The sequence below is a fragment of the Acinetobacter lwoffii genome, from assembly GCF_022967985.1.
Classification (GTDB): Bacteria; Pseudomonadota; Gammaproteobacteria; order Pseudomonadales; family Moraxellaceae; genus Acinetobacter.
In genome coordinates this window covers 1-20,774 of record NZ_JALJVC010000027.1, presented here as the reverse complement: position 1 = coordinate 20,774, position 20,774 = coordinate 1, and the positions used below count along the sequence as shown (strand labels likewise).

Below are 20,774 nucleotides of genomic sequence, written 5' to 3'. Positions count from 1 at the left end.
GAAACCATGAGTTCAGAAGATCAAGCTGCTTCTCAAACAGAACAAACCATTGAAAAGGCTTATGATTCCTCTAGCATCAAGGTATTACGTGGTTTAGACGCAGTCCGTAAGCGTCCGGGCATGTACATTGGTGATACAGACGATGGTACAGGCCTGCACCACATGGTGTTTGAAGTAGTCGACAACTCGATTGATGAAGCCTTGGCAGGCCACTGTGATGAAATTATAGTGACGATCCATGAAGATGAATCGGTTTCAGTTTCTGATAATGGTCGTGGTATTCCGACCGACATTCACCCTGAAGAAGGTGTGTCTGCAGCAGAGGTGATTTTAACCATTCTGCATGCCGGTGGTAAGTTCGACGACAACAGTTATAAAGTGTCTGGCGGTCTGCATGGTGTCGGTGTTTCCGTAGTCAACGCACTGTCTGAAAAACTCGAATTGACCATTCACCGTGCCGGTAAAATTCATGAACAAGAATACCGTCATGGCGATTCTCAATATCCATTAAAAGTAGTGGGCGATACCGATAGAACCGGTACTCGTGTCCGTTTCTGGCCAAGTGCCGAGACTTTTAGTCAGACCATTTTTAATGTTGATATTTTGGCGCGTCGTTTGCGTGAACTGTCGTTCCTGAACGCAGGTGTGCGTATTGTGCTGCGTGACGAACGCATTAATGCCGAGCATGTCTTTGATTATGAAGGTGGTCTGTCTGAGTTCGTTAAATATATTAACGAAGGCAAAACTCACCTGAATGATATTTTCCATTTTACTGCTGCGCAGGCTGACAACGGCATTACGGTAGAAGTTGCATTACAGTGGAATGATTCTTATCAGGAAAATGTGCGTTGCTTTACCAATAACATCCCGCAAAAGGATGGTGGTACGCATTTGGCCGGCTTCCGCGCTGCGTTGACCCGTGGTTTAAATAACTACATGGACAGCGAAAATATCCTGAAAAAGGAAAAAGTTGCGGTATCGGGTGATGATGCACGTGAAGGCTTGACTGCCATTGTGTCAGTCAAGGTGCCTGATCCAAAATTCTCTTCACAGACCAAAGAAAAACTGGTGTCGAGTGAAGTAAAAACTGCTGTCGAACAGGCCATGAATAAGGCATTTTCTGAATATTTATTGGAAAATCCACAAGCAGCCAAAGCGATTGCTGGCAAGATCATTGATGCAGCACGTGCGCGTGATGCAGCGCGTAAAGCACGTGAAATGACACGCCGTAAGAGTGCGCTGGATATTGCCGGTCTTCCAGGTAAACTGGCTGATTGTCAGGAAAAAGATCCAGCTTTGTCTGAACTGTACCTGGTCGAGGGTGACTCTGCAGGTGGTTCGGCCAAGCAAGGTCGTAACCGTAAAATGCAGGCGATTTTACCGCTGAAAGGTAAGATCCTGAACGTGGAACGTGCCCGTTTTGACCGCATGATTTCCTCTGCTGAAGTCGGTACGCTGATTACCGCATTGGGCTGTGGTATTGGTCGTGAAGAATATAATCCGGACAAACTGCGTTATCACAAAATCATTATCATGACCGATGCTGACGTGGATGGTTCGCATATACGTACCTTACTGTTGACGTTCTTCTTCCGTCAAATGCCGGAACTTGTGGAACGTGGTCATATTTATATCGCACAGCCACCATTATATAAGCTGAAAAAAGGTAAGCAGGAACAGTACATCAAGGACAATGATGCACTGGAAACTTACCTAATTTCGAATGCGATTGATGAGCTGGAACTGCATATCAGTGCAGAAGCGCCTGCGATTCGTGGTGAAGCACTGGCGAATGTGATTGCTGATTATCAGACTTCCCAGAAGAGCTTGGCACGTTTGACCCAGCGTTATCCTGCGAGTCTGCTTGATGCACTACTTTCACTGGAAGGTTTTAAGCTGGATCAGCTGGAAGACAAAACCTATGTGGAAATATGGGGTGAGAATCTGCGTGCAGCGATTGAAGCCATTCAGCCAACATTACGTCCAGAATTAACCCTGGAGCGTTTTGAAAAAGAACTGGCAGATGGTCAAAAAACTGCAAGCTGGTTGCCACGTATCACGATCTATGTACATAACTTGCCACATAGCTACCTGTTAGACTCAGTACTGTTAGGTTCAAGTGAATATGCACGTTTATTAAAGAATTCAAAGAGCTGGTTTAGTCTGCTTGAAGAGGGTGCATATTTGCAAAAAGGCGATCGCAAGATTCAGGTCAGCAATTTCCATCAGGTTTGGCAACATATCTTGCAGGACTCACGTCGTGGCATGATGATCCAGCGCTATAAAGGTCTGGGCGAGATGAATGCGGAACAGTTATGGGAAACCACCATGGATCCAGACAACCGTAACATGCTGCAAGTGACAGTTACCGATGCGATTGAAGCGGATCGTATGTTCTCTTGCTTGATGGGCGATGATGTAGAACCACGTCGTGCCTTCATTGAAGAAAATGCCTTAAATGCAGATATTGATGCCTGATCCCTCAGGATAAAATCAAAACTAAAAAGCGCCTTTCGAGGCGCTTTTTTAGATAAATTTTTTACTCATATCCTGTGAGTTAGGCAGAATAAAGTAATTTTGGACAGATTTTTGGATATAGAACAGGTTCATTTTAGTTTTTAAAAGCCAAGTTGAATAAGCTGGATCGACTCTAAGGAAGGGTTTATGTATACATCATCAGCTCAGGAGAATACCTGAAATATGGAGTGAATCTGTCGTTATAACGACAATCAGGATTGATTCTTTGAAGAATAATATTTGAACAGGAAAGAGAGGTAGAAGGACGCTCTTTATACGATGAAGAGTATATATGCAGTCCAGAATGCTGGGTGAAATCTGCATAGGTCAAAGTGGCATTAGAGAAATATAAATGCAATAAAACTGATCAAATATTCAGTTTGGATTTGGCTGAAAATAATAAATACTCCCCCATGTAGAAAAACTAAGTTCTCAATCACTTATAAAAAATTTGGTGTAATAAATTAAAGAATACGTGAGTGATATTGCTTTAAGTGTGTAGTAATCCTGATCAAATATGTGGATAACTCTGAAGTTATCCATAATTTTTATGTGAATAAGATAATATTTTTCCACAAACTTTAATCCATGTATTAATTCTTCATTTTAAATTCAAATTTAAACTCTCTTGTCTTGTGGGTAAGTGTTTTTAAATTTAAAATAGCATTTTAAATTTAAAGCTAGATTTGGCGATATATTGCTAGTATGACCAGACTATTCCTTGGATTGGCTTTAAAATAAAAAATTATTATAAATTAAATACTTGTAAATATAGTGTAGTTTCTCTAATCATTGGCGTGGAACATATTTTGAGTTAAAAACTCAAGATGTAGCTAAACTACACAATTAATTTAATAATCAAGTGAACTTTCATTTTTATTTCAGAATCATACTTTTATCGATTTTTGCTTAACTTTTTTATTTCTCATTTTTGATTTATTTCTTGATTTCATTATTGAAAATCTGGAACTTCTTTCATTACTCAATAGAAAAGAGGGAGGGGGTTGCTGAAATCTTATTGCTTAGAAATAGGAAAACAGGATTGATAAAATGATGATAAAAAATAAAAAAGCGCCTGACGGCGCTTTTTTTTAATCATATTTATGGCGTCAGAATCACTTTACGACAGTCTTCTTCTTTTTTATCAAAAATACGGTAACCTTCCGCAGCATCTTCCAGTTTCATGCGATGGGTAATAATCAGATCTGGAGACAGATCTCCATTTTCAATATGTTCTAGCAACTGCGGCAAGTAGTTATGCACATGGGTTTGTCCCATTTTAAAGGTCAAACCTTTGTCAAAGGCATCACCAAACAGGAAGCCATGAATTGGACCGGCATAAACTCCAGGTACACTCACCACACCGCCGCGACGGACCGCTGCAATACATTGTCTTAGCGCTGAACCACTCGAACCTTCTAATTTCAGGTTGGTCATTACGGTTTCCAGCATGCTGCCTTTGGCTTCAAAACCGACCGCATCAATGACGGCATCGACTCCACGATAACCCGTGGTATTTTGAATGATAAATTCAGCGGCATCGACTTCATCAAAATTGACGGGAATTACCCCATAGGTTTGATGCGCGAAACGCAAACGGTAAGGGTGGTGATCGACCATAAATATCTGCTCGGCACCGAGCATCCGCGCGCAGGCAGCAGCCAGCAGACCGACCGGGCCAGCACCATAAATCGCCACACTGGAACCTCGACCGACTTGGGCATTATTCACTGCTTGCCACGCAGTTGGCAGAATATCGGTCAGGAATAATACTTTTTCATCAGGCAGGGAACCCGGCACCTTAAATGGTCCGACATTGCCTTTGGGGATCCGTACATATTCAGCCTGACCACCCGGTATACCACCATACAGATGGCTAAAGCCAAATAAAGCTGCCCCTGGTGGGATCTGTTTTTTGTTGAGAATTGCACCACGACCGGTATTGGTATTTTCACAGGCAGCCATGAGTTCATGTTCACAGAAAAAACAGTGACCGCATGCAATCACAAAGGGAATAATCACCCGGTCACCTTTTTTGACTTCGGTTACTTCTGGGCCGACTTCTTCTACAATTCCCATAAATTCATGGCCGAAAATATCACCGTCTTCAGTGGCCGGAATTTTCCCCCGGTATAAATGCAGATCTGAGCCACAGATGGCGGTGGCTGTCACCCTTAAAATAACGTCATCTGGTTCCTGAATCACTGGATCTGGAACGGATTCAACTCGTACATCCCGAGCACCATGATAGGTAAGAGCACGCATGCGGATTTCCTCTCTCTAGTTCAACATTAAACAGACTCGTAGCAAGGCTGCCAAAAATTAAAAAACACTTGTATTAGAGCCTTAGGATGAAACAGCGCGCTGTAAATTAATGTATGAAATAAGGCATCCAACTGTTTAAAAAATAAACTTATATAGGGTTTGTGTAATTCATGACCTTATGTGTCGAATGAATAGAAAAGAACAGAATTAAAGAAACATCTAGACGTAGATGAAAAAATACAGGGGGGAAAATGGAAGAGAAAACATTAAAAATAGTGAATAAAAAAGAGATGAACAACGTTGGTCATTCATCTCTTATCTTAAATCTTACTAAAAGAGCTTTAGAACGTCTGTTCCAGACTTTCCAGTTCCATCATCAGTTCTAGCATTTGCTCTTCGGCTGTTTCCAGTTTGGCTTTTAGCTCGGTTTGCTCATTCATCAGTTTCAGCAAATCATTTTTACGTGATGCTTCGTATAAAGCACTGTCACCCAGCAGGTTTTCAATTTCAATCAGTCGCGGCTGTAGTTTGGCCATCTGTGCTTCGCATTTTTCAATATTCTTGCGAATCGGACGACTTAGTTCCCGCTGGCGAGCAGCTTCCTTACGTTGTGCTTCCTTGTCCAGTTTGGAAATAGTCGGTTTGACTTCGACTTGGGATTTCACCGGTTCTGCTGGCTTTTGCCCATTTTTAATCATCTCAATACGGGCTTGGCGTAACCAGTCAGCATAGGCAGTAAGATCACCATCAAACTCACGGCATTGACCATTATGTACCAGTAGCAGTTCATCACAGACGCTGGCGATGAGCTGACGTTCATGCGAAACTAGAACTACCGCGCCTTGGAAATCTTGCAAGGCCATGGTCAGTGCATGACGCATATCGAGGTCTAAATGGTTGGTCGGCTCATCCAGAATCAGTACATTCGGACGCTGCCAAACAATCAGCGCTAGGGCCAAACGTGCACGTTCACCACCCGAAAAACTTTCACTCGGCGTATCCATACGTTCGCCACTAAAACCGAAACTACCCAAGAAAGAACGCAGGCTGGCTTCACTGATTTTTTTATCGGCAATACGTGCCAGCTGTAACATCGGACTGGCATTACCATCCAGTGCATCCATCTGATGCTGGGCAAAATAACCAATATTCAGTAGCTCTGAATCTTTACGCAGGCCCTGAATCAGTTTCAGGTCACCGACCAGCGATTTAATCAGCGTGGATTTACCTGCACCATTCATCCCGAGTAACCCGATCCGGCTGTTGGGCGTGATCTGTAAATTTACATTGGTAACAATCAGCTTGTCGCCATAACCAATATCGGCATGTTCCAGTTGCAATAACGGCGAACTCATTTTGGTCGGTTCGCGGAAACTGAAAGTAAATGGTGTATCGACATGGGCAGCAGATAGTTCCTGCATACGTTCCAGCTGTTTGATCCGGCTCTGTGCCTGTTTGGCTTTGGTCGCTTGTGCTTTAAAACGGTCAATATATTTTTGCAGATGCGCGCGGGTTTCCAGCTGCTTTTCATACGCCTGTTGCTGCTGCGCCAGACGTTCACTACGGGTACGCTCGAAAGTCGAATAGTTACCAGTATATAAAATGAGTTCCTGATTTTCGATATGTAAAATATGGTCGGTAATCGCATCGAGGAAGTCCCGGTCATGCGAAATCAGCACCAAGGTGCCTTCATAGGCTTTCAGCCAGTCTTCTAGCCAGAGAATCGCATCCAAGTCCAGATGGTTGGTCGGTTCATCGAGGAGCAGTAAGTCCGAGCGGCTCATTAAGGTACGCGCCAAGTTTAAACGCATACGCCAGCCACCGGAAAAACTTGAAACATCTAGTTGTGATTGATGTTCAAAGAAGCCCAGACCGGCCATCAGCTGTGAGGCTTTGGCAGGAGCTGAATAACCGGAAATTTCATCAAAACGGCCATATAAATGGGCCAGTTCTGCATCATCCAGTTGATCCGGCTGATCGAGTTTCTGCTGAATATCCCAGTATTCTTCATCGCCCGACAATACGAAATCAATCGCTTTCATATTCAGTGCTTTGATTTCCTGAGCCATATGCGCCACGGTCCATACCGCAGGTCGGGTCAGTGAACCGGTGTCCGATTCCATGCCGCCCAGCAAGGCTGAAAACAGGGTAGATTTTCCAGCACCATTGACACCGGTTAGGCCAATTTTCCATCCTGGGTGTAACTGCATCGACGCTTTTTGAAATAAAACACGTCCACCGCGACGTATAGATAACTGGTCTAACTGAATCATTGAGAAATCAAAGCTAAGAAATAAGATGCGCCTATTCTAAAGGAAAGCCCTGTGAAAATGAAAAATCTTACCGTTTTTGCTGAAATGAGTGTGCTTTTCACCTCTGTCAATTGATCTAGGGTGGACGCATAAGTTGAGTAAAAGCTCTATTTTATGCATGAACAGTGGTTTATAGTTCAGGCTGATGGAGCAAAAAATATCATAGAGTCAAATAAAAATGAAAAAGGGATGTTTAATTTTATCGGCACTGGGCATTTTGGTGTCGACTTCAACTCAAGCCAGAGTGAATGTCTGTGTTTTTGATTTACTGGGGAAATCTGGTGAGTCTTACAAACTGCTGGAGGAATGGGCGCTGGCAGCAAAAGGCTGGGGTGCCGAAATTCAGCTAAGCGCTTATCAGGATGAAGCCAAGGTCGATCAGGACGTCAAAGCCGGAAAATGTGATGCCTTCTATATGACCTCAATGCGTGCCCGGGCTTATAACAAATTTGCTGGATCGATTGATGCAATTGGCGGCGTGCCGAATAATGACATTGCCATGAAAGCCATCAGCTATGTACTGGATAAACGCAATAGCAAACGCCTGATCACCCAGATTGGCAAAGAAAAATTCGAAGTGGCGGGTATTGGTCAGATTGGCCCAGCCTATATTTTTGTTCGTGATCGTACTCTAAATAAACTGGAACAGGTCAAAGGCAAGAAATTTGCCGTGCTGCATTATGACTATGCGCAAAAAATCATGGTCGACCGGATTGAAGCAGTACCGGTCATGTCGGAAATTTCCAATTTTATTCGCAAGTTTAATCAGGGCGAAGTGGATATTGTCGCTGCACCGGCTTATGCATTTAAACCGCTGGAATTACAGAAAGGACTAGGCCGTCAAGGCGCAATGATTAATTTTCCGGTGATTAATGTCACTGCTGATCTGATTATTCGTCAGGAAAAGTTTCCGGCAAGCTTTGCCGCACAATCCCGAAACTGGTTTGTGAAACAGTTACCGCGCAGCTTTGCCATGGTCAAGCGCATGGAAGCTGAGATTCCAAGCAAATATATTCTGAATCTAAGCCGTGAAGATCGTGTGGCCTACCAAAAGATTCTGCGTGATGGGCGGATCGATTTAACCAAACAGGGGATTTATGATCAGGGCATGATGAACGTATTGAAACGCGCGCGTTGTACGGTAGAAAGAACCAATTTTGAATGTTCGATTGGTGGCGAATAAATCTGAAATCATGTATATCTTTGTAACTATATCTGGGTAAATGTAATTATAAGAAAGCAGTTTTAAATATTAAGATATTGATATTTAAATATATATTTAAAAATAACTTAGGCAACTATTGCTGATTTATCTTTATAGGCCAAAATGCCGGTTTTAAATGGAGTAAATGCTCTATTTTTTTTAATTAAACTTGCTTAATATTTGTCCCGTGTACGGACACTCAGCGAATAACAAGATTTCAAAGGATAACTACAATGAAAAAAACACTCTTATCATTGGCTGCATTCTCTGCATTTGGTTTTGCAAGTGCGGCGCATGCAGAAAAAGTCGATATCTGTGTGTTTGACTTACTGGGTAAATCCGGTGAGTCTTTCCAGATGGCGCAAGAATGGGCACTGGCTGCAAAAGGCTGGGGCGCAGAAATCAATCTGATTGCCCGTCAGGATGAAGCGGTTGCCGACAATGACTTTAAGGCCGGTAAATGTGATGGTGTGTTTATGACAGCCATGCGTGCCCGTCAATACAATAAATTTGCCGGTTCTATTGATGCACTGGGCGGTGCACCAAGTAATGCCATTGCCCAGCGTGCGATCAGTTTTGCTCTGGACAAACGTAATGCAGCGAAAATGGTCAGTAATATGGGCGGCAAAAAATACGAAATTGCCGGTATTTCACCGTTGGGTTCAGCATTTATTTTTGTTCGTGACAAGAATATCAATTCGATTGAAAAAGCCGCAGGGAAGAAATTCGCCGTACTCGGCTATGACGATGCCCAGAAAATCATGGTACAGCGCGTCGGTGCGCAGGCAGTGATCTCCGATGTTTCTAACTTTGTCGCCAAATTTAACAATGGTCAGGTGGATATGGTCGGTGCACCTGCTTATGCCTACAAGCCATTAGAAATCTATAAAGGTCTGGGTAATAACGGCGCAATGTTTAATTTCCCGGTACTGCATGTCACCTCTGATTTTGTGATTCGTCCGGAAAAATTCCCCGCAGGTTTTGGACAGAAATCGCGTGACTGGTTTATCAAAAACCTGCCAAAGAGCATGGGGATGATCAGCCGTCTGGAAGCGGGTATTCCGTCGAAATATAAAATGAATCTGAGCGCTGAAGATAAAACCAAGTATCAGAAAATGTTACGTGATGGCCGGATGGACATGACCAAACGCGGAATCTATGATGCCAGCATGATGTCGGTCTTAAAACGTGCGCGCTGTTCTGTCGATAAGGCCAACTTTGAATGTTCAATTGCTGGCGAATAATCTGATTTTTAAAGAAAAAAGCTTAGATTGATCTAGGCTTTTTTTATGGCTGAACCAGGTCAGATCTGCCATTGTGCAGCGAATAAAATAGCTTAAGCTTGAGCTAAATATTAAATTCGTATGTTTTATATAAAAAACAATCACATGTGACTAAAACTGCAATAACAAAAACAAGCGATAAGGAAATGATGATGCATAAAGGATGGAAAGCACTGGCATTGGCTACGGCAACACTGGCTGTTTCAGGTTTGGCACAAGCCAAACAGGTGATTTGCGTATTTGATCTGGTCGGTAAAAACGGTGATGTCTATAGTGTGATGAAAGACTATCAGCTGGCGGCCAAAAACTGGGGTGCAGATGTCGAACTGCGGGTGAATACCAATGAAGCGGTGGTTGCTGAAGATTTTAAAGCTGGAAAATGTGATGGCATTAGTGTGACCGGGATGCGTGGCCGTCAGTTTAATAATTTTACTGGTTCACTCGACGCTATTGGCGCGATTCCAGATCTGAATCTGGCGGTTAAAGTCATGCAGGGCTTGGCCAGTCCCACCTTCGCCAAACATATGCTGCAAGGTAAATATGAAATTGTCGGCGTGATTCCGGTAGGTGATGCTTTTCTGTTGGTGAATGACCGCAGTATTAATACTGTTGCCAAAGCAGCAGGTAAGAAAATTGCGGTACTGAGCCATGACGAAGCACAAAAAATCATGGTACAGCAGGTCGGTGCACAAGCGGTGAGTGCCGAAATCAGCAATTTTGCCAGTATGTTTAATAATGGTCAGGTGGATATTATCGGTGCACCAGCTGCAGCATTTAAGCCTTTAGAATTACATAAAGGGTTAGGCAGTAAAGGTGCGATTGTGAATTATCCGGTATTGCAGGTCACAGGTAATATTATTATCCGTCCCGATAAATTCCCGGCCGGATACGGACAAAAATCACGGGAGTGGGTCAAGAGCCAGTTACCGCGTGCCTTTGGTATTTTGGGTAAAATGAAATCAGATATTCCAGCAAAATACTGGATGGATATTCCTGCTGCAGACAAACCGGGTTATCAGAAAATGATGAGGGATTCCCGAATTGACCTAACCAAACGCGGCGTTTATGACAAACGCATGATGAAATTGCTGTGGCAATTCCGCTGCAAACAGAACCCGAAAAACTTTGAATGTGCCTTACAGGATGAGAACTACAAATAATCCTGATAAAATTACTCTGATTTGACTTTTAATCTGTAGAGACTGACCATATATTGAGTGTGCTATACTTAAATATGGTCTTTTCTTTTTAAAGACATTCCATTCAACAGAGGAATCCGCCATGAATGCCCAAGCGCTTGTGCTCACCGACAATGCCGCAAATAAAGTACGCCAGTTGCGTGACAGTGAAGGTAACCAAGACTTAATGCTCCGTGTCTATGTGACCGGTGGCGGCTGTTCAGGTTTCTCTTATGGCTTTAACTTTGCAGAAAGCCAGAATGAAGATGATGCAGAATTTGCCAATGGCGATGTTAAAGTTTTAGTCGATTCATTGAGTTATCAATATCTGGTCGGTTCGGTGGTAGATTATTTAGAAGGTCTGGAAGGTTCACGTTTCGTGGTACAAAACCCGAATGCAACTACGACCTGTGGTTGTGGATCTTCATTCTCGATCTAAATCCATGCACAAAAAAGTCCTCTCAATGAGGACTTTTTTTATATCTGGAAGAACGTTTAGCTATCCAGTTTTACCGCTTCAAGCAGGTCAAAGATCACGGTAGTGACATCCTGACTCAACTCGCGGTTATTAAAAATTTCATAGGCGCTAATGGTAATGTCGGTATCGCTTGGCAACAGACGCTGTTCTTCTTCGATCAGGTCATTGATCGGCAATAAGGTCTGTTTGATTTCCAGATGCAGAATATCTTTATATTCCAGATTTTCATCGTCGAGTTCAATCAGTTGTTCATTGAAATAAGGCAGCAAAATCGAATGAAGATAGGGTTGGATGTCCTCGATATCAAAGATCTCGATATCACGGGTTTCATCAATCGTACTAATGTGGTCATTTACTTCAATTAAAATATGGTAGTAACTCACACGAATCTCCAAAGATGGCCTGAACAATGTAGCCATTCACAATAACATGAAATCAGAATAGAGTGTTTTTTATAATACTTATACACTTAAATTAATTAAGGAATTCAAGCTGATCACTTAACGGTTATAAAGCAAGGTCTTGTCTGCAGGTCGTAGCTGGAAGTGTTGCAGATTCTGTTTGCCTAGCACCGGATACATCAGCGCTTCCGGGTCATTATGGTGATACAGGCCCAAGGCATGTCCGAGTTCATGTGCCAGAGTCAGACGGAGATCATCTTCTGTATCAAACTGATAGACATGAATTTGATTACCCATAAACACGCCCTTATGAAATTCGCGGGCAGGGAAACGCTGTTGGGCTTGAATGATATTCTGCTGATGGTTTTGCAGACCATGTTGATGCATGGAAACATTCATATTAAAGGAATTTTGCTGTTCCTGCAGGTACTGAAGTTCCCGTTGAAAACTTTCCGATTTACGCTGTAAAGCCAAGACTTCATATTCAATCTGCTCACGCTCATAAGCAGATAAATTCGGCTGACGGCGTCGTTGCTGTAAGGCCTGAAATTCACTATTGATCTGATCTCTTTGCTGGATCAGGCGTTGCTGCTGACTTTCCAGGTGCTGATGGGATGTTTCCAGGTTTTTGACCTGACGTTGATACTTGGCGTCATCTGCCAGCAACTGTTTTTCGACTTTCTTTAAGGCATCATAGTCTTGCTGGCGTTGATCATAGATCAAGTGAATACTCAGTCTGGCATTTTCATCATAGACCATCAAATCATCACGATTTGTTCCCTGATGCCAGATTTCAATCGCTTCCTTGCTCAGTTGAATGACCTGATCTTTACTGAGTCCAAAGCCTGAATCGACCTGATCAATCCGGAAACGTAAGCGGGTATCGAAAGGATGCGTCAAGCGATCAGCCAGCGAGTTATAGCGCAGTTGAGGATGGGTTTTGGCCTGCATATGCAGATAGGCAGACATGATCAATCCCACCACGAGCAGACGGAGCAAGAGACGCATATTTTTTATTTAAATGTTTATTTTTTTAGAAATATAACTTAATTTTAGTGCCTTTCCCATGCTTATTTGCGTCATCCTTCAGCTTTTGGATAAAGCCCTAATTCGGCCAAAGCCCGCTGCAAAATTTCAAGGCGGATCGCCGGATCCATACCATTTTGCATCTGCATATTCAGCGAAAATGCCACGATCTCAGCCTGCGGTGTTTCAACCCAGCCGGTGAGCCAGCCGACTTGCGGTTCCACATCCATGCCCCAACCGGATTTGGCATATAGTCGATAAGCTTTTCGCTCCTGTAAAAGTAACATGGCTTTGACTTGCTGCTGGACTTGTGGATCAAAGGCAAGCTGCTCTCGGGCTAGAGCCGAGACAAATTCGACCTCCTGTTTTGGAGTGATTTTCAAAGGGCCTACCAACCAGAAGTTATCAACCTGCTGCCCAATCTGCTGATTGCCGAATTGAATACGTCTCACTTCCTGTTGCATCAATTCAAGGCCAATGCGACGTGCCAGTTCCTGATACACGGGTACAGCAGAAGCTTGCATGGCTTCGCCGAGAGTCATGTCTTTTTCCCAGACTGCAAAACTGCGTTTCTTGCCATCCCATTTAAAAATTTCATTGGTTGTGGCTTTGCCATGTTGCAGGCCAATCAGGGCATTGAGCATTTTAAAAGTAGAGGCGGGAACATATTCGGTATTTACACGATTTAAATCATTGCCATAGACCTGTACTTGTTGACCACGCTGAATCACTAAAACACCAGAGCTTTGCGCCTGATCAAATAAGCTGGCAATCGCTTGAGTCGATTGAGTCGAAGTGCTTTGAGATGGGAGAGATGAAACGGGCAGGCTACATGCTGTCAGGCCCAAGAAACTCAGTAAAGGCAGTAAAATCAAAATTTTCATCGGTTCAGGGTATTTTAATGTTTGATTTAACTTAAACAGCTTTTCCTGAAAATACGATCAAATTTTGGTAATTTTTATTTTATTCCTTCAAGTTGAGAAATAAAAAAACCGCGCTTTCGCGCGGTTTTTTCAGTTAAAGCGACAAATTATTTTTTGTCATCTTTTACTTCAGTGAACTCAGCATCTACAACGCCGTCATCCGCTTTTTGAGCTTGACCTTCGCCGCCTTGGAATGCGTTTGGATCAAAACCTTGCGCACCGCCTTGGCCTTGAGCTGCTTCATATGCACGTTGTGTAATTGGCATGATGATGTTTTGCAGCGCTTCAGTTTTCGCTTTGATGTCTTCAACGTCATTTTCTTTAGTTGCAGCTTCAAGCTCAGAAACCGCAGTTTCGATTGCAGTTTTTTCGTCTGCAGTCACTTGCTCGCCAAGATCTTTCACTGCTTTTTGTGAAGAAGCAACTAAAGCATCCGCTTCGTTACGAGCTTTTGCAAGCTCTTCAAATTTACGGTCTTCTTCAGCATTCGCTTCAGCATCTTTGATCATTGCTTCGATTTCAGCATCAGACAAACCTGAGTTTGCTTTAATCTGGATCGATTGCTCTTTACCAGTGCTCTTGTCTTTTGCAGATACTTTCAAAATACCATCAGCGTTGATGTCGAAAGATACTTCAATTTGTGGCACACCACGTGGAGCAGGTGGAATGTCGCCTAACTGGAAGTTACCCAACAGTTTGTTTTGCTGCGCCATTTTGCGTTCACCTTGGTAAACTGAAATGTCTACAGCAGGCTGGTTGTCCGCAGCGGTTGAGAACACTTGAGATTTCTTCGCAGGAATCGTGGTGTTTTTCTCGATAATTGCAGTCAACACGCCGCCCATGGTTTCAATACCAAGTGTCAACGGAGTTACGTCAAGTAGAAGTACGTCAGTTTTGTCACCTGAAAGTACCGCACCTTGAATCGCAGCACCCATTGCGACTGCTTCGTCAGGGTTTACGTCTTTACGTGGCTCTTTACCGAAGAATTCTTGAACCTTCTGTTGAACCATTGGCATACGAGACTGACCACCCACCAGGATCACGTCAGAGATGTCAGAAGTCGAAAGACCCGCATCTTTAAGCGCAATACGGCAAGGCTCAATCGTACGAGCAACCAGGTCAGCAACCAAACCTTCAAGTTTTGCACGTGTTACGTTGATCACTAAGTGTTTAGGACCAGTCGCATCAGCAGTGATATATGGAAGGTTGATTTCAGTTGCGTTTGAAGATGAAAGTTCGATCTTAGCTTTCTCAGCAGCTTCTTTTAAACGTTGAAGTGCAAGTGGATCTTGCTTCAAGTTGAAGTTTTGTTCTTTCTTGAACTCTTCAACCAGGAACTCGATTAACGCGTTATCGAAGTCTTCACCACCTAGGAATGTGTCACCGTTAGTCGACAATACTTCGATTTGCTGGTCGCCATCAAGGTCAGCAATTTCAATGATTGAAACGTCGAAAGTACCACCACCCAAGTCGTAGACCGCGATTTTACGGTCGCCTTCTTTCTTGTCCATACCGAACGCAAGTGCCGCAGCAGTTGGCTCGTTGATGATACGTTTAACTTCTAAACCTGCAATTTTACCTGCATCTTTAGTAGCTTGACGCTGTGCATCGTTGAAGTAAGCAGGAACAGTAATGACTGCTTCAGTCACGGTTTCGCCCAGGTAGTCTTCAGCAGTTTTCTTCATCTTTTTCAAGATTTCAGCAGAAACCTGTTGTGGCGCCAATTTTTTGTCGTTGACATCAACCCAAGCATCACCGTTGTCTGCTTTGATGATTTTGTAAGGAACCAGACCGATATCTTTTTGTACCGCTTGGTCTTCATAACGACGACCGATCAAACGTTTGATCGCGAACAATGTATTTTTCGGATTCGTTACTGCTTGACGCTTTGCAGATTGACCTACCAGAATTTCGCCATCTTTATAGGCAATAATAGATGGAGTGGTACGCGCGCCTTCAGCGTTTTCGATTACTTTAACTTTGTCGCCTTCAAGTACTGCAACACATGAGTTTGTAGTACCTAAGTCAATACCAATGATTTTAGCCATTTGGATGTTTCCTCTAAAATTTTTTTGTGATTTACACTTGTTATCCGATATGAGAGCCGTTCGATTTTTTTCAAGTAAAATTTTTGAAAAATTTCACAAACTCCCGAATTTATTTGGCTTAAGCGCCGACCATCACCATGGCAGGACGCAATAAGCGACTGTTAAGCGTGTAGCCTTTTTGCAAAACAGTCCCAATTTCATTTGCTTTGGCATTTGGATCAATCCCGACTGCCTGATGCAGGTCAGCATTGAAACCGTTGTTGGTATCCACTGCCACAACCCCAAATTTCTCCAAGGTATGCAATAAAGATTTAAGGGTCAGTTCAACACCTTCACGCAATGGTGTTTGCTCTTCACCTGCAGCCACAATGGCACGTTCCAGATTGTCGACTGTTTCTAGAAGCTCTTTAGAGAACTTTTCCAGAACTGTATCTTTATGCTTTTCAGATTCACGCTGAATACGTTCAACACTCTTTTGTGCTTCATAAACTGCATTGGCGGTACGGGCTTTTTCTAACTTTAAATCACCTTCAAGCTGCGCAATCTGCTCTTGTAAAGACTCAACGGAAACTTCAGCCTGCTCGGTTTCAGCTTGAGTTTGCGCTGTATCTTGTTCCGCTTGCTCTTGCTCAAGTTGTTGAGCTTGCTCGTTTTGCTCAGTCGCCATTGATTTACTCCGTTTAAATGGGTTCTTAAACATGTACAGTCCTTAGGCCTCAGTGTTCACTGCGTTTATGCTGAACTGCCATGGTTGTGAAGTTCTTGATTACCTAAAGAAATCGGGGCAGGGTGTAAAAATTCAAGCGTCGACCCAGATTAAATTTAAGATTTATACAAAATACTGAATCCAGCGGATAGCAAAACAAGCTATTCAGAACACAACTGCAGGATAGGATGAGAATAAAGTACACGGACATCAGCAGCGATGAATCCGAATTTTGAACTGAATAGATTTAATTAGCGACTAAATCTAAGAATTAAGTATTTGAAAATAAATATAAAAAATTAATAATCGTATTTTTGAATCAAATTAATAATTTTAATCCGTTTTAAGTGTTGGTAAAAAAATTGCATCATACTTCTATTAACAGCGACCTTGTTCAGAGGAGAGAGCCGAACCGGGTTGCTGTTGCCCTATTTTAGAGTTGCTTTTTTCAAGCTGAGTATCCCCAAAACTCAGCTTTTTTTTGCCTGTTTATTTATTAGACATAAAAACGATTAATATCTAAGCAATAAAGTCTTTCACAATAGATGAACTTTTGATTAATATTTATTCCAGATTCTATCGCTGTAGTTTCTTCTTATTTTGAAATGTGTTTTCGTGGCTTATCCTGTTCTCTAGATAAGCCTTTTTTTTGTCCAGAATTTACCTTTTTTGAATTTGTTGGAATCAGTCGTCTCTATTTTAGCGGTTTGTAAGATAAAACTTACAGCTTGGATAGTGAATGTCCGCTTCATGAGAGCAAGTTGATTCGATAGGATAATTTGTGTAGAGAACAGGATGTTCTGGTTGAATTGCTGAGAAGCATAAGCGAAGTGGAAGTTCGTTTAACATAACCCTCTGCAAAGGCCCTAAAGAAATTTTCTTTAGGGCCTTTGTCTATCTGGCAGCTACCTTTTTCATTAAAAAAGCCCAGTCTGGGCTTTTAATAGAGAGGGTGATTCAAGTCTTAGTCACGACGCTCCCGTGAACGTTGTTCCTGATGACGTCGGTTGTCATTCCAGCGTTGATTAGAACGATTTTGCTGGACTTTTTTACTGCGTTGATCTTTTACACGTTTACGCTCCAGATCCTGACGACGTTTACGTTCTGCCTCTGCCTGTTTTTGCCGTTGCGTCATGATATTTTTACGTTGCTGTTCATGGCGCTGTCGTTCCAGTTGGCTTTTACGTCGATCCAGCTCTAACTGTCTTTTACGATCCTGCTCCCAATTGCGACGTTGTAATTCCTGTTTACGTCGATCCAGTTCAATGCGTTTGCGTTGCTGTTCATATTCCCAGCGTTGCCGCTCATAGCGACGATCTTGTTCATAACGCCGGTCCAGTTCATAGCGACGGTCATAACGCTGATCATAGTGGCCATCATAATAGCCACCATCTTCAGGAAATGCGACGCAGCCTACAGCTAAAAATGCAGTCGCCAAAGACAAAGCTATAATTTTACTAGCCATAGGCATCCTCCAGATTTGTAATAAAAAATATACTTAAGCTCGCAAAAGTACGTCAAAAATAACCTTTAAACGGTCAATGACATCTTTTATAAATGAGGGTAATGTATCGGGCAGAAGCTATATGTACATTGATATTAAGACTTATATAAGAATATGGTCACTGAAACGCTAATCGTGTAGAAACTATGAAGAATTAAGAGAATAAGGACTAAAAATAATGACTGTGAATCCTCCGGTTCTGAAAAGTGTGATGCAAAAAGGACAAGGGACGGCAGCACGTATGCTGGACCGCTTACCTGGTATTGCACAGGAAGCATTGGTTAAGGCCCTGGATTATCCTCATGTCTACCCTGATTTAGACCCTTTGGTAAAATGTCTGATGGCCATCCAGATAAAACAGGGGCATAGCAGTTTTATCAGTGAGGATCTGGCACATTCGCGCACATTGTTTGATGCACGCATGAAAGCGATCGCGGCTAAACCAACTACTGTCAAAGTCATCGAAGAGCTGCGCCTGCCTTTGCAAAGTGGCAGCATCTTTGCCCGGCATTATCATCCAGCTCCACAAAAGAAGTTGCCGATGGTGATTTTTTATCATGGCGGTGCATTTATGGTGGGCGGTCTGGACAGCCATGATGAATTCTGTCGCTTGCTGGCAGTACATGCCAAAGTGCAGGTGCTAAGCGTGGCTTATCCGCTGACGCCAGAATTTAGCCCCTTGCAGATGGTACAGGTTTGTGAAGATGCCTTGGCTTGGGCACATCAGCATAGTAAGCAACTAAAAATCTATAAAAATCGTATTGCCGTAGCAGGGGACAGTGCGGGCGGAAATCTGGCTACTGTGGTGGCACAGCGCAGTGCAGGTAAATCTTATGCCGCACGAGCACAGCTTTTGCTTTATCCGGCGGTCGACTTTAAAAGTCGCCATCCTTCTTTTTATGCCTATAAAGATGGACTGGTACTTTCGGAACAGGATATTGATCTGGTGACCTTAATGTATGCCCAAACCCATCAGATTGAACTGGATGATCCGCTGATTTCACCCACCTATGGTGAATTGCAAAACTTGCCGCCAAGTTATGTGATTACTGCACGTCATGATGTCCTGCATGATGAAGGTTCAATCTATGCACATAAACTACGTCAGAATGGCGTGAGTGTTCATTATCATGAATATACCGATCAGGCACATGGTTTTATTAACCTGACGCCGATCTCCCGCCGTGCCAAAAAATATGTGATTGAGATCAGCAAAAATTTCCGCAAATTTTGGGACAAAAATAGTTAAATCCAAGGCATGAATGTAAAAAGGTGTTTCTCATGAAACACCTTTTTTGTAGATAGGTTTTTATCAGTTCTTATACTTTGCTGCTGATCTGCGCTTCAGGAAAGATCAGATTGAATTTGGGGACATAAAAGCTTTGCAGCAATTTGGCTTTGGAAAAATCTGGAAATATATTTTCGGCATCTTGCCATTCTACTTGCGAGAGTTTGGAGAGGTGACCGCGGAACTGTGGACTAAACTGAAAACGCTGACCTTTCCAGGCTTGCTGAATCTTCAGCATAGATGCTGGAATATGATGACTATTAATATAGAACTGGCGTGCGGATTTGGTTTTCTTCAGCCGAATCGTCATATGCTGGTTCTGGTGTTGAATCTGACACAGTACTTCCTGATCCTTTTCCTGCCATTCAAACTGCGCATGTTCTTTGGGAATGCCCCATAAATGCTGACCGTGTACCACAGACTCATGGGTAGACACATAAATTTTAGGAATTGAGCTGAGGCGTCGTTTACTAATTAAAGGATGATCCAGAATCAGTAACTCATCATAAGGGCCAATCGGCGAAGCGTGATAACGCACCAATAAGACTTGGACCATACGACCCAGCGGAGAAGGCGCAATACGGAACTGTTTTGCTTGCTCAATAAAGCTTGGGGTCAGCCAATAATTCAGAATAAAACCCTCACCCTGCAAATGCCAAGGTGGAAACTGGTGGATATTTTGCTCCTGTAATAATGCATGCTTCATTCTTATTCTCTTGTCTTTAGTCGGCAGGTCACTGCATTATGAGTTATAAAAGATTAATATATAGTCATTCACAACCATTACTTCTAAGTAGATGAGTTAATAAATGTTAAAGAAATCATTATGTGTCATCGCACTTGCTGCGGTCAGTCTACCAAGCTTCGCTGCAAATACGATTATTGAGATGAAGACTTCATCTGGAAATATTGAAATTGAACTCTTCAATGACAAAGCTCCAATCTCGGCAAAGAACTTCGAAAGCTATGTAAAGAGCAACTTCTATAAGGACACGATTTTTCACCGCGTCATTCCAGGCTTTATGGTGCAGGGTGGTGGCTTTGATGTGAACATGCAAGAAAAAGCCAATACTCAAGCACCCATTAAAAATGAATCATCGAATGGTCTGCAAAATAAACGCGGTACTTTAGCCATGGCGCGTACCAATCAGCCGGATTCTGCCCGAGCACAATTCTTTGTGAACCTGGTCGATAATGATTTCCTGGATCGTTCTGCTAGAAATGCCGGCTATGCGGTATTTGGTAAGGTCACTAAAGGTATGGATATCGTCGATCAGATTGCCAAAGTACCGACCCGAAACTATGGAATGCATCAAAATGTGCCGGTGAACCCTGTAAAAATCACCAGTGTGACGATTAAAGCACCAGTCGTGAAAAACTAGGCATAGAATAAAGCAGAAATATTTAATTTATATTTCTGTTTTAAAAATATGTACTTATGTAATGAATTGTATGGAATTGAACCAATTTGGTGCATAAAAATAAAACACTCGTGATTCCTGTGCGTTAAAAGCGCTTGCACGTGTAAGAAATTGCCCTATAATGAGCACATACCGACGAGATAGACGGAAACGAACGAAGCAGAATGGCGGAGTTGTTGAGTTTATCGAAGTCCAGCTTCTAGCACTGACGAGGTGTTAG

The 20,774-nt window shown here is 42.8% G+C and carries 16 protein-coding genes; 7 read left to right on the top strand and 9 right to left on the bottom strand.

Annotated elements, in window-relative coordinates; genetic code table 11:
* Positions 1–6 precede the first annotated feature (6 nt).
* Complete coding sequence (gene gyrB, locus MWG72_RS13810) at positions 7–2,478, top strand: DNA topoisomerase (ATP-hydrolyzing) subunit B (protein ID WP_247144290.1); 2,472 nt, start codon at positions 7–9, stop codon at positions 2,476–2,478.
* Between the two features lie 1,140 nt (positions 2,479–3,618).
* On the opposite strand, the gene MWG72_RS13805 is transcribed toward gyrB, so the two are convergent.
* Together MWG72_RS13805 and MWG72_RS13800 are read right to left on the bottom strand one after the other, a co-directional pair.
* Entirely contained in the window at positions 3,619–4,782 is a 1,164-nt protein-coding gene (locus MWG72_RS13805; protein ID WP_001202407.1) for a zinc-dependent alcohol dehydrogenase, read from the bottom strand.
* A 341-nt stretch (positions 4,783–5,123) separates the two neighbouring features.
* Positions 5,124–7,055 (bottom strand): ATP-binding cassette domain-containing protein, encoded by a 1,932-nt coding sequence (locus tag MWG72_RS13800; protein ID WP_004281940.1) that lies wholly within the window; start codon positions 7,053–7,055, stop codon positions 5,124–5,126.
* A 217-nt stretch (positions 7,056–7,272) separates the two neighbouring features.
* Between MWG72_RS13800 and MWG72_RS13795 the strand changes: the two genes are divergently transcribed.
* From MWG72_RS13795 to erpA, 4 genes are all read left to right on the top strand, one after another.
* Positions 7,273–8,277 carry a putative solute-binding protein gene (locus MWG72_RS13795; RefSeq protein ID WP_005094847.1) on the top strand — a complete coding sequence of 335 codons (1,005 nt, stop codon included), beginning with the start codon at positions 7,273–7,275 and terminating at the stop codon, positions 8,275–8,277.
* 254 nt (positions 8,278–8,531) lie between these two features.
* Entirely contained in the window at positions 8,532–9,542 is a 1,011-nt protein-coding gene (locus tag MWG72_RS13790; RefSeq protein WP_005094844.1) for a putative solute-binding protein, read from the top strand.
* 191 nt (positions 9,543–9,733) lie between these two features.
* On the top strand, positions 9,734–10,741 hold the full coding sequence (locus tag MWG72_RS13785; RefSeq protein WP_247144289.1) for a putative solute-binding protein: 1,008 nt from the start codon (positions 9,734–9,736) through the stop codon (positions 10,739–10,741).
* A gap of 121 nt (positions 10,742–10,862) precedes the next feature.
* Entirely contained in the window at positions 10,863–11,198 is a 336-nt protein-coding gene (erpA, locus tag MWG72_RS13780; protein ID WP_004281944.1) for an iron-sulfur cluster insertion protein ErpA, read from the top strand.
* A gap of 56 nt (positions 11,199–11,254) precedes the next feature.
* Here erpA and MWG72_RS13775 read toward each other — a convergent pair whose 3' ends face one another.
* The 6 genes from MWG72_RS13775 to MWG72_RS13750 all read right to left on the bottom strand — a co-directional run bounded on the left by MWG72_RS13775 (position 11,255) and on the right by MWG72_RS13750 (position 17,806).
* Positions 11,255–11,632: a hypothetical protein gene (locus MWG72_RS13775; RefSeq protein WP_016806936.1), complete on the bottom strand. Its 378-nt coding sequence runs from the start codon at positions 11,630–11,632 to the stop codon at positions 11,255–11,257.
* Positions 11,633–11,737: 105 nt separating this feature from the next.
* Positions 11,738–12,646, bottom strand: coding sequence for a matrixin family metalloprotease (locus MWG72_RS13770; protein ID WP_247144288.1), 909 nt, complete (start codon positions 12,644–12,646; stop codon positions 11,738–11,740).
* A gap of 71 nt (positions 12,647–12,717) precedes the next feature.
* The gene (blaOXA, locus tag MWG72_RS13765) at positions 12,718–13,548 is read right to left on the bottom strand and encodes an OXA-134 family carbapenem-hydrolyzing class D beta-lactamase (protein ID WP_247144287.1); all 831 of its coding nucleotides are present in this window, start codon (positions 13,546–13,548) and stop codon (positions 12,718–12,720) included.
* A 146-nt stretch (positions 13,549–13,694) separates the two neighbouring features.
* Complete coding sequence (gene dnaK, locus MWG72_RS13760; RefSeq protein WP_005245535.1) at positions 13,695–15,635, bottom strand: molecular chaperone DnaK; 1,941 nt, start codon at positions 15,633–15,635, stop codon at positions 13,695–13,697.
* 118 nt (positions 15,636–15,753) lie between these two features.
* Positions 15,754–16,302, bottom strand: a complete 549-nt coding sequence (grpE, locus tag MWG72_RS13755) for a nucleotide exchange factor GrpE (RefSeq protein WP_004647116.1) — start codon at positions 16,300–16,302, stop codon at positions 15,754–15,756.
* A gap of 1,003 nt (positions 16,303–17,305) precedes the next feature.
* The gene (locus MWG72_RS13750; protein WP_247144286.1) at positions 17,306–17,806 is read right to left on the bottom strand and encodes a cell envelope integrity TolA family protein; all 501 of its coding nucleotides are present in this window, start codon (positions 17,804–17,806) and stop codon (positions 17,306–17,308) included.
* 217 nt (positions 17,807–18,023) lie between these two features.
* On the opposite strand from MWG72_RS13750, the gene MWG72_RS13745 reads away from it, so the two are divergent.
* Positions 18,024–19,094, top strand: coding sequence for an alpha/beta hydrolase (locus tag MWG72_RS13745; protein ID WP_247144285.1), 1,071 nt, complete (start codon positions 18,024–18,026; stop codon positions 19,092–19,094).
* 70 nt (positions 19,095–19,164) lie between these two features.
* Here MWG72_RS13745 and MWG72_RS13740 read toward each other — a convergent pair whose 3' ends face one another.
* Complete coding sequence (locus MWG72_RS13740) at positions 19,165–19,839, bottom strand: acetoacetate decarboxylase family protein (protein WP_195725359.1); 675 nt, start codon at positions 19,837–19,839, stop codon at positions 19,165–19,167.
* A 103-nt stretch (positions 19,840–19,942) separates the two neighbouring features.
* Here MWG72_RS13740 and MWG72_RS13735 point away from each other — a divergent pair, with 103 nt between their 5' ends.
* Positions 19,943–20,515: a peptidylprolyl isomerase A gene (locus tag MWG72_RS13735; RefSeq protein WP_004647112.1), complete on the top strand. Its 573-nt coding sequence runs from the start codon at positions 19,943–19,945 to the stop codon at positions 20,513–20,515.
* Positions 20,516–20,774 lie beyond the last annotated feature (259 nt).

What these genes read in the sequence shown, in the direction of transcription:
- MWG72_RS13785 (WP_247144289.1), top strand. Translation starts at nt 9,734, where the DNA reads ATGCATAAAGGATGGAAAGCACTGGCATTGGCTACGGCAACACTGGCT.
- MWG72_RS13740 (WP_195725359.1), bottom strand. Translation starts at nt 19,839, where the DNA reads ATGAAGCATGCATTATTACAGGAGCAAAATATCCACCAGTTTCCACCT.
- dnaK (WP_005245535.1), bottom strand. Translation starts at nt 15,635, where the DNA reads ATGGCTAAAATCATTGGTATTGACTTAGGTACTACAAACTCATGTGTT.
- MWG72_RS13795 (WP_005094847.1), top strand. Translation starts at nt 7,273, where the DNA reads ATGAAAAAGGGATGTTTAATTTTATCGGCACTGGGCATTTTGGTGTCG.
- MWG72_RS13790 (WP_005094844.1), top strand. Translation starts at nt 8,532, where the DNA reads ATGAAAAAAACACTCTTATCATTGGCTGCATTCTCTGCATTTGGTTTT.
- grpE (WP_004647116.1), bottom strand. Translation starts at nt 16,302, where the DNA reads ATGGCGACTGAGCAAAACGAGCAAGCTCAACAACTTGAGCAAGAGCAA.
- erpA (WP_004281944.1), top strand. Translation starts at nt 10,863, where the DNA reads ATGAATGCCCAAGCGCTTGTGCTCACCGACAATGCCGCAAATAAAGTA.
- blaOXA (WP_247144287.1), bottom strand. Translation starts at nt 13,548, where the DNA reads ATGAAAATTTTGATTTTACTGCCTTTACTGAGTTTCTTGGGCCTGACA.
- MWG72_RS13750 (WP_247144286.1), bottom strand. Translation starts at nt 17,806, where the DNA reads ATGGCTAGTAAAATTATAGCTTTGTCTTTGGCGACTGCATTTTTAGCT.
- gyrB (WP_247144290.1), top strand. Translation starts at nt 7, where the DNA reads ATGAGTTCAGAAGATCAAGCTGCTTCTCAAACAGAACAAACCATTGAA.
- MWG72_RS13800 (WP_004281940.1), bottom strand. Translation starts at nt 7,055, where the DNA reads ATGATTCAGTTAGACCAGTTATCTATACGTCGCGGTGGACGTGTTTTA.
- MWG72_RS13770 (WP_247144288.1), bottom strand. Translation starts at nt 12,646, where the DNA reads ATGCGTCTCTTGCTCCGTCTGCTCGTGGTGGGATTGATCATGTCTGCC.
- MWG72_RS13805 (WP_001202407.1), bottom strand. Translation starts at nt 4,782, where the DNA reads ATGCGTGCTCTTACCTATCATGGTGCTCGGGATGTACGAGTTGAATCC.
- MWG72_RS13745 (WP_247144285.1), top strand. Translation starts at nt 18,024, where the DNA reads ATGACTGTGAATCCTCCGGTTCTGAAAAGTGTGATGCAAAAAGGACAA.
- MWG72_RS13735 (WP_004647112.1), top strand. Translation starts at nt 19,943, where the DNA reads ATGTTAAAGAAATCATTATGTGTCATCGCACTTGCTGCGGTCAGTCTA.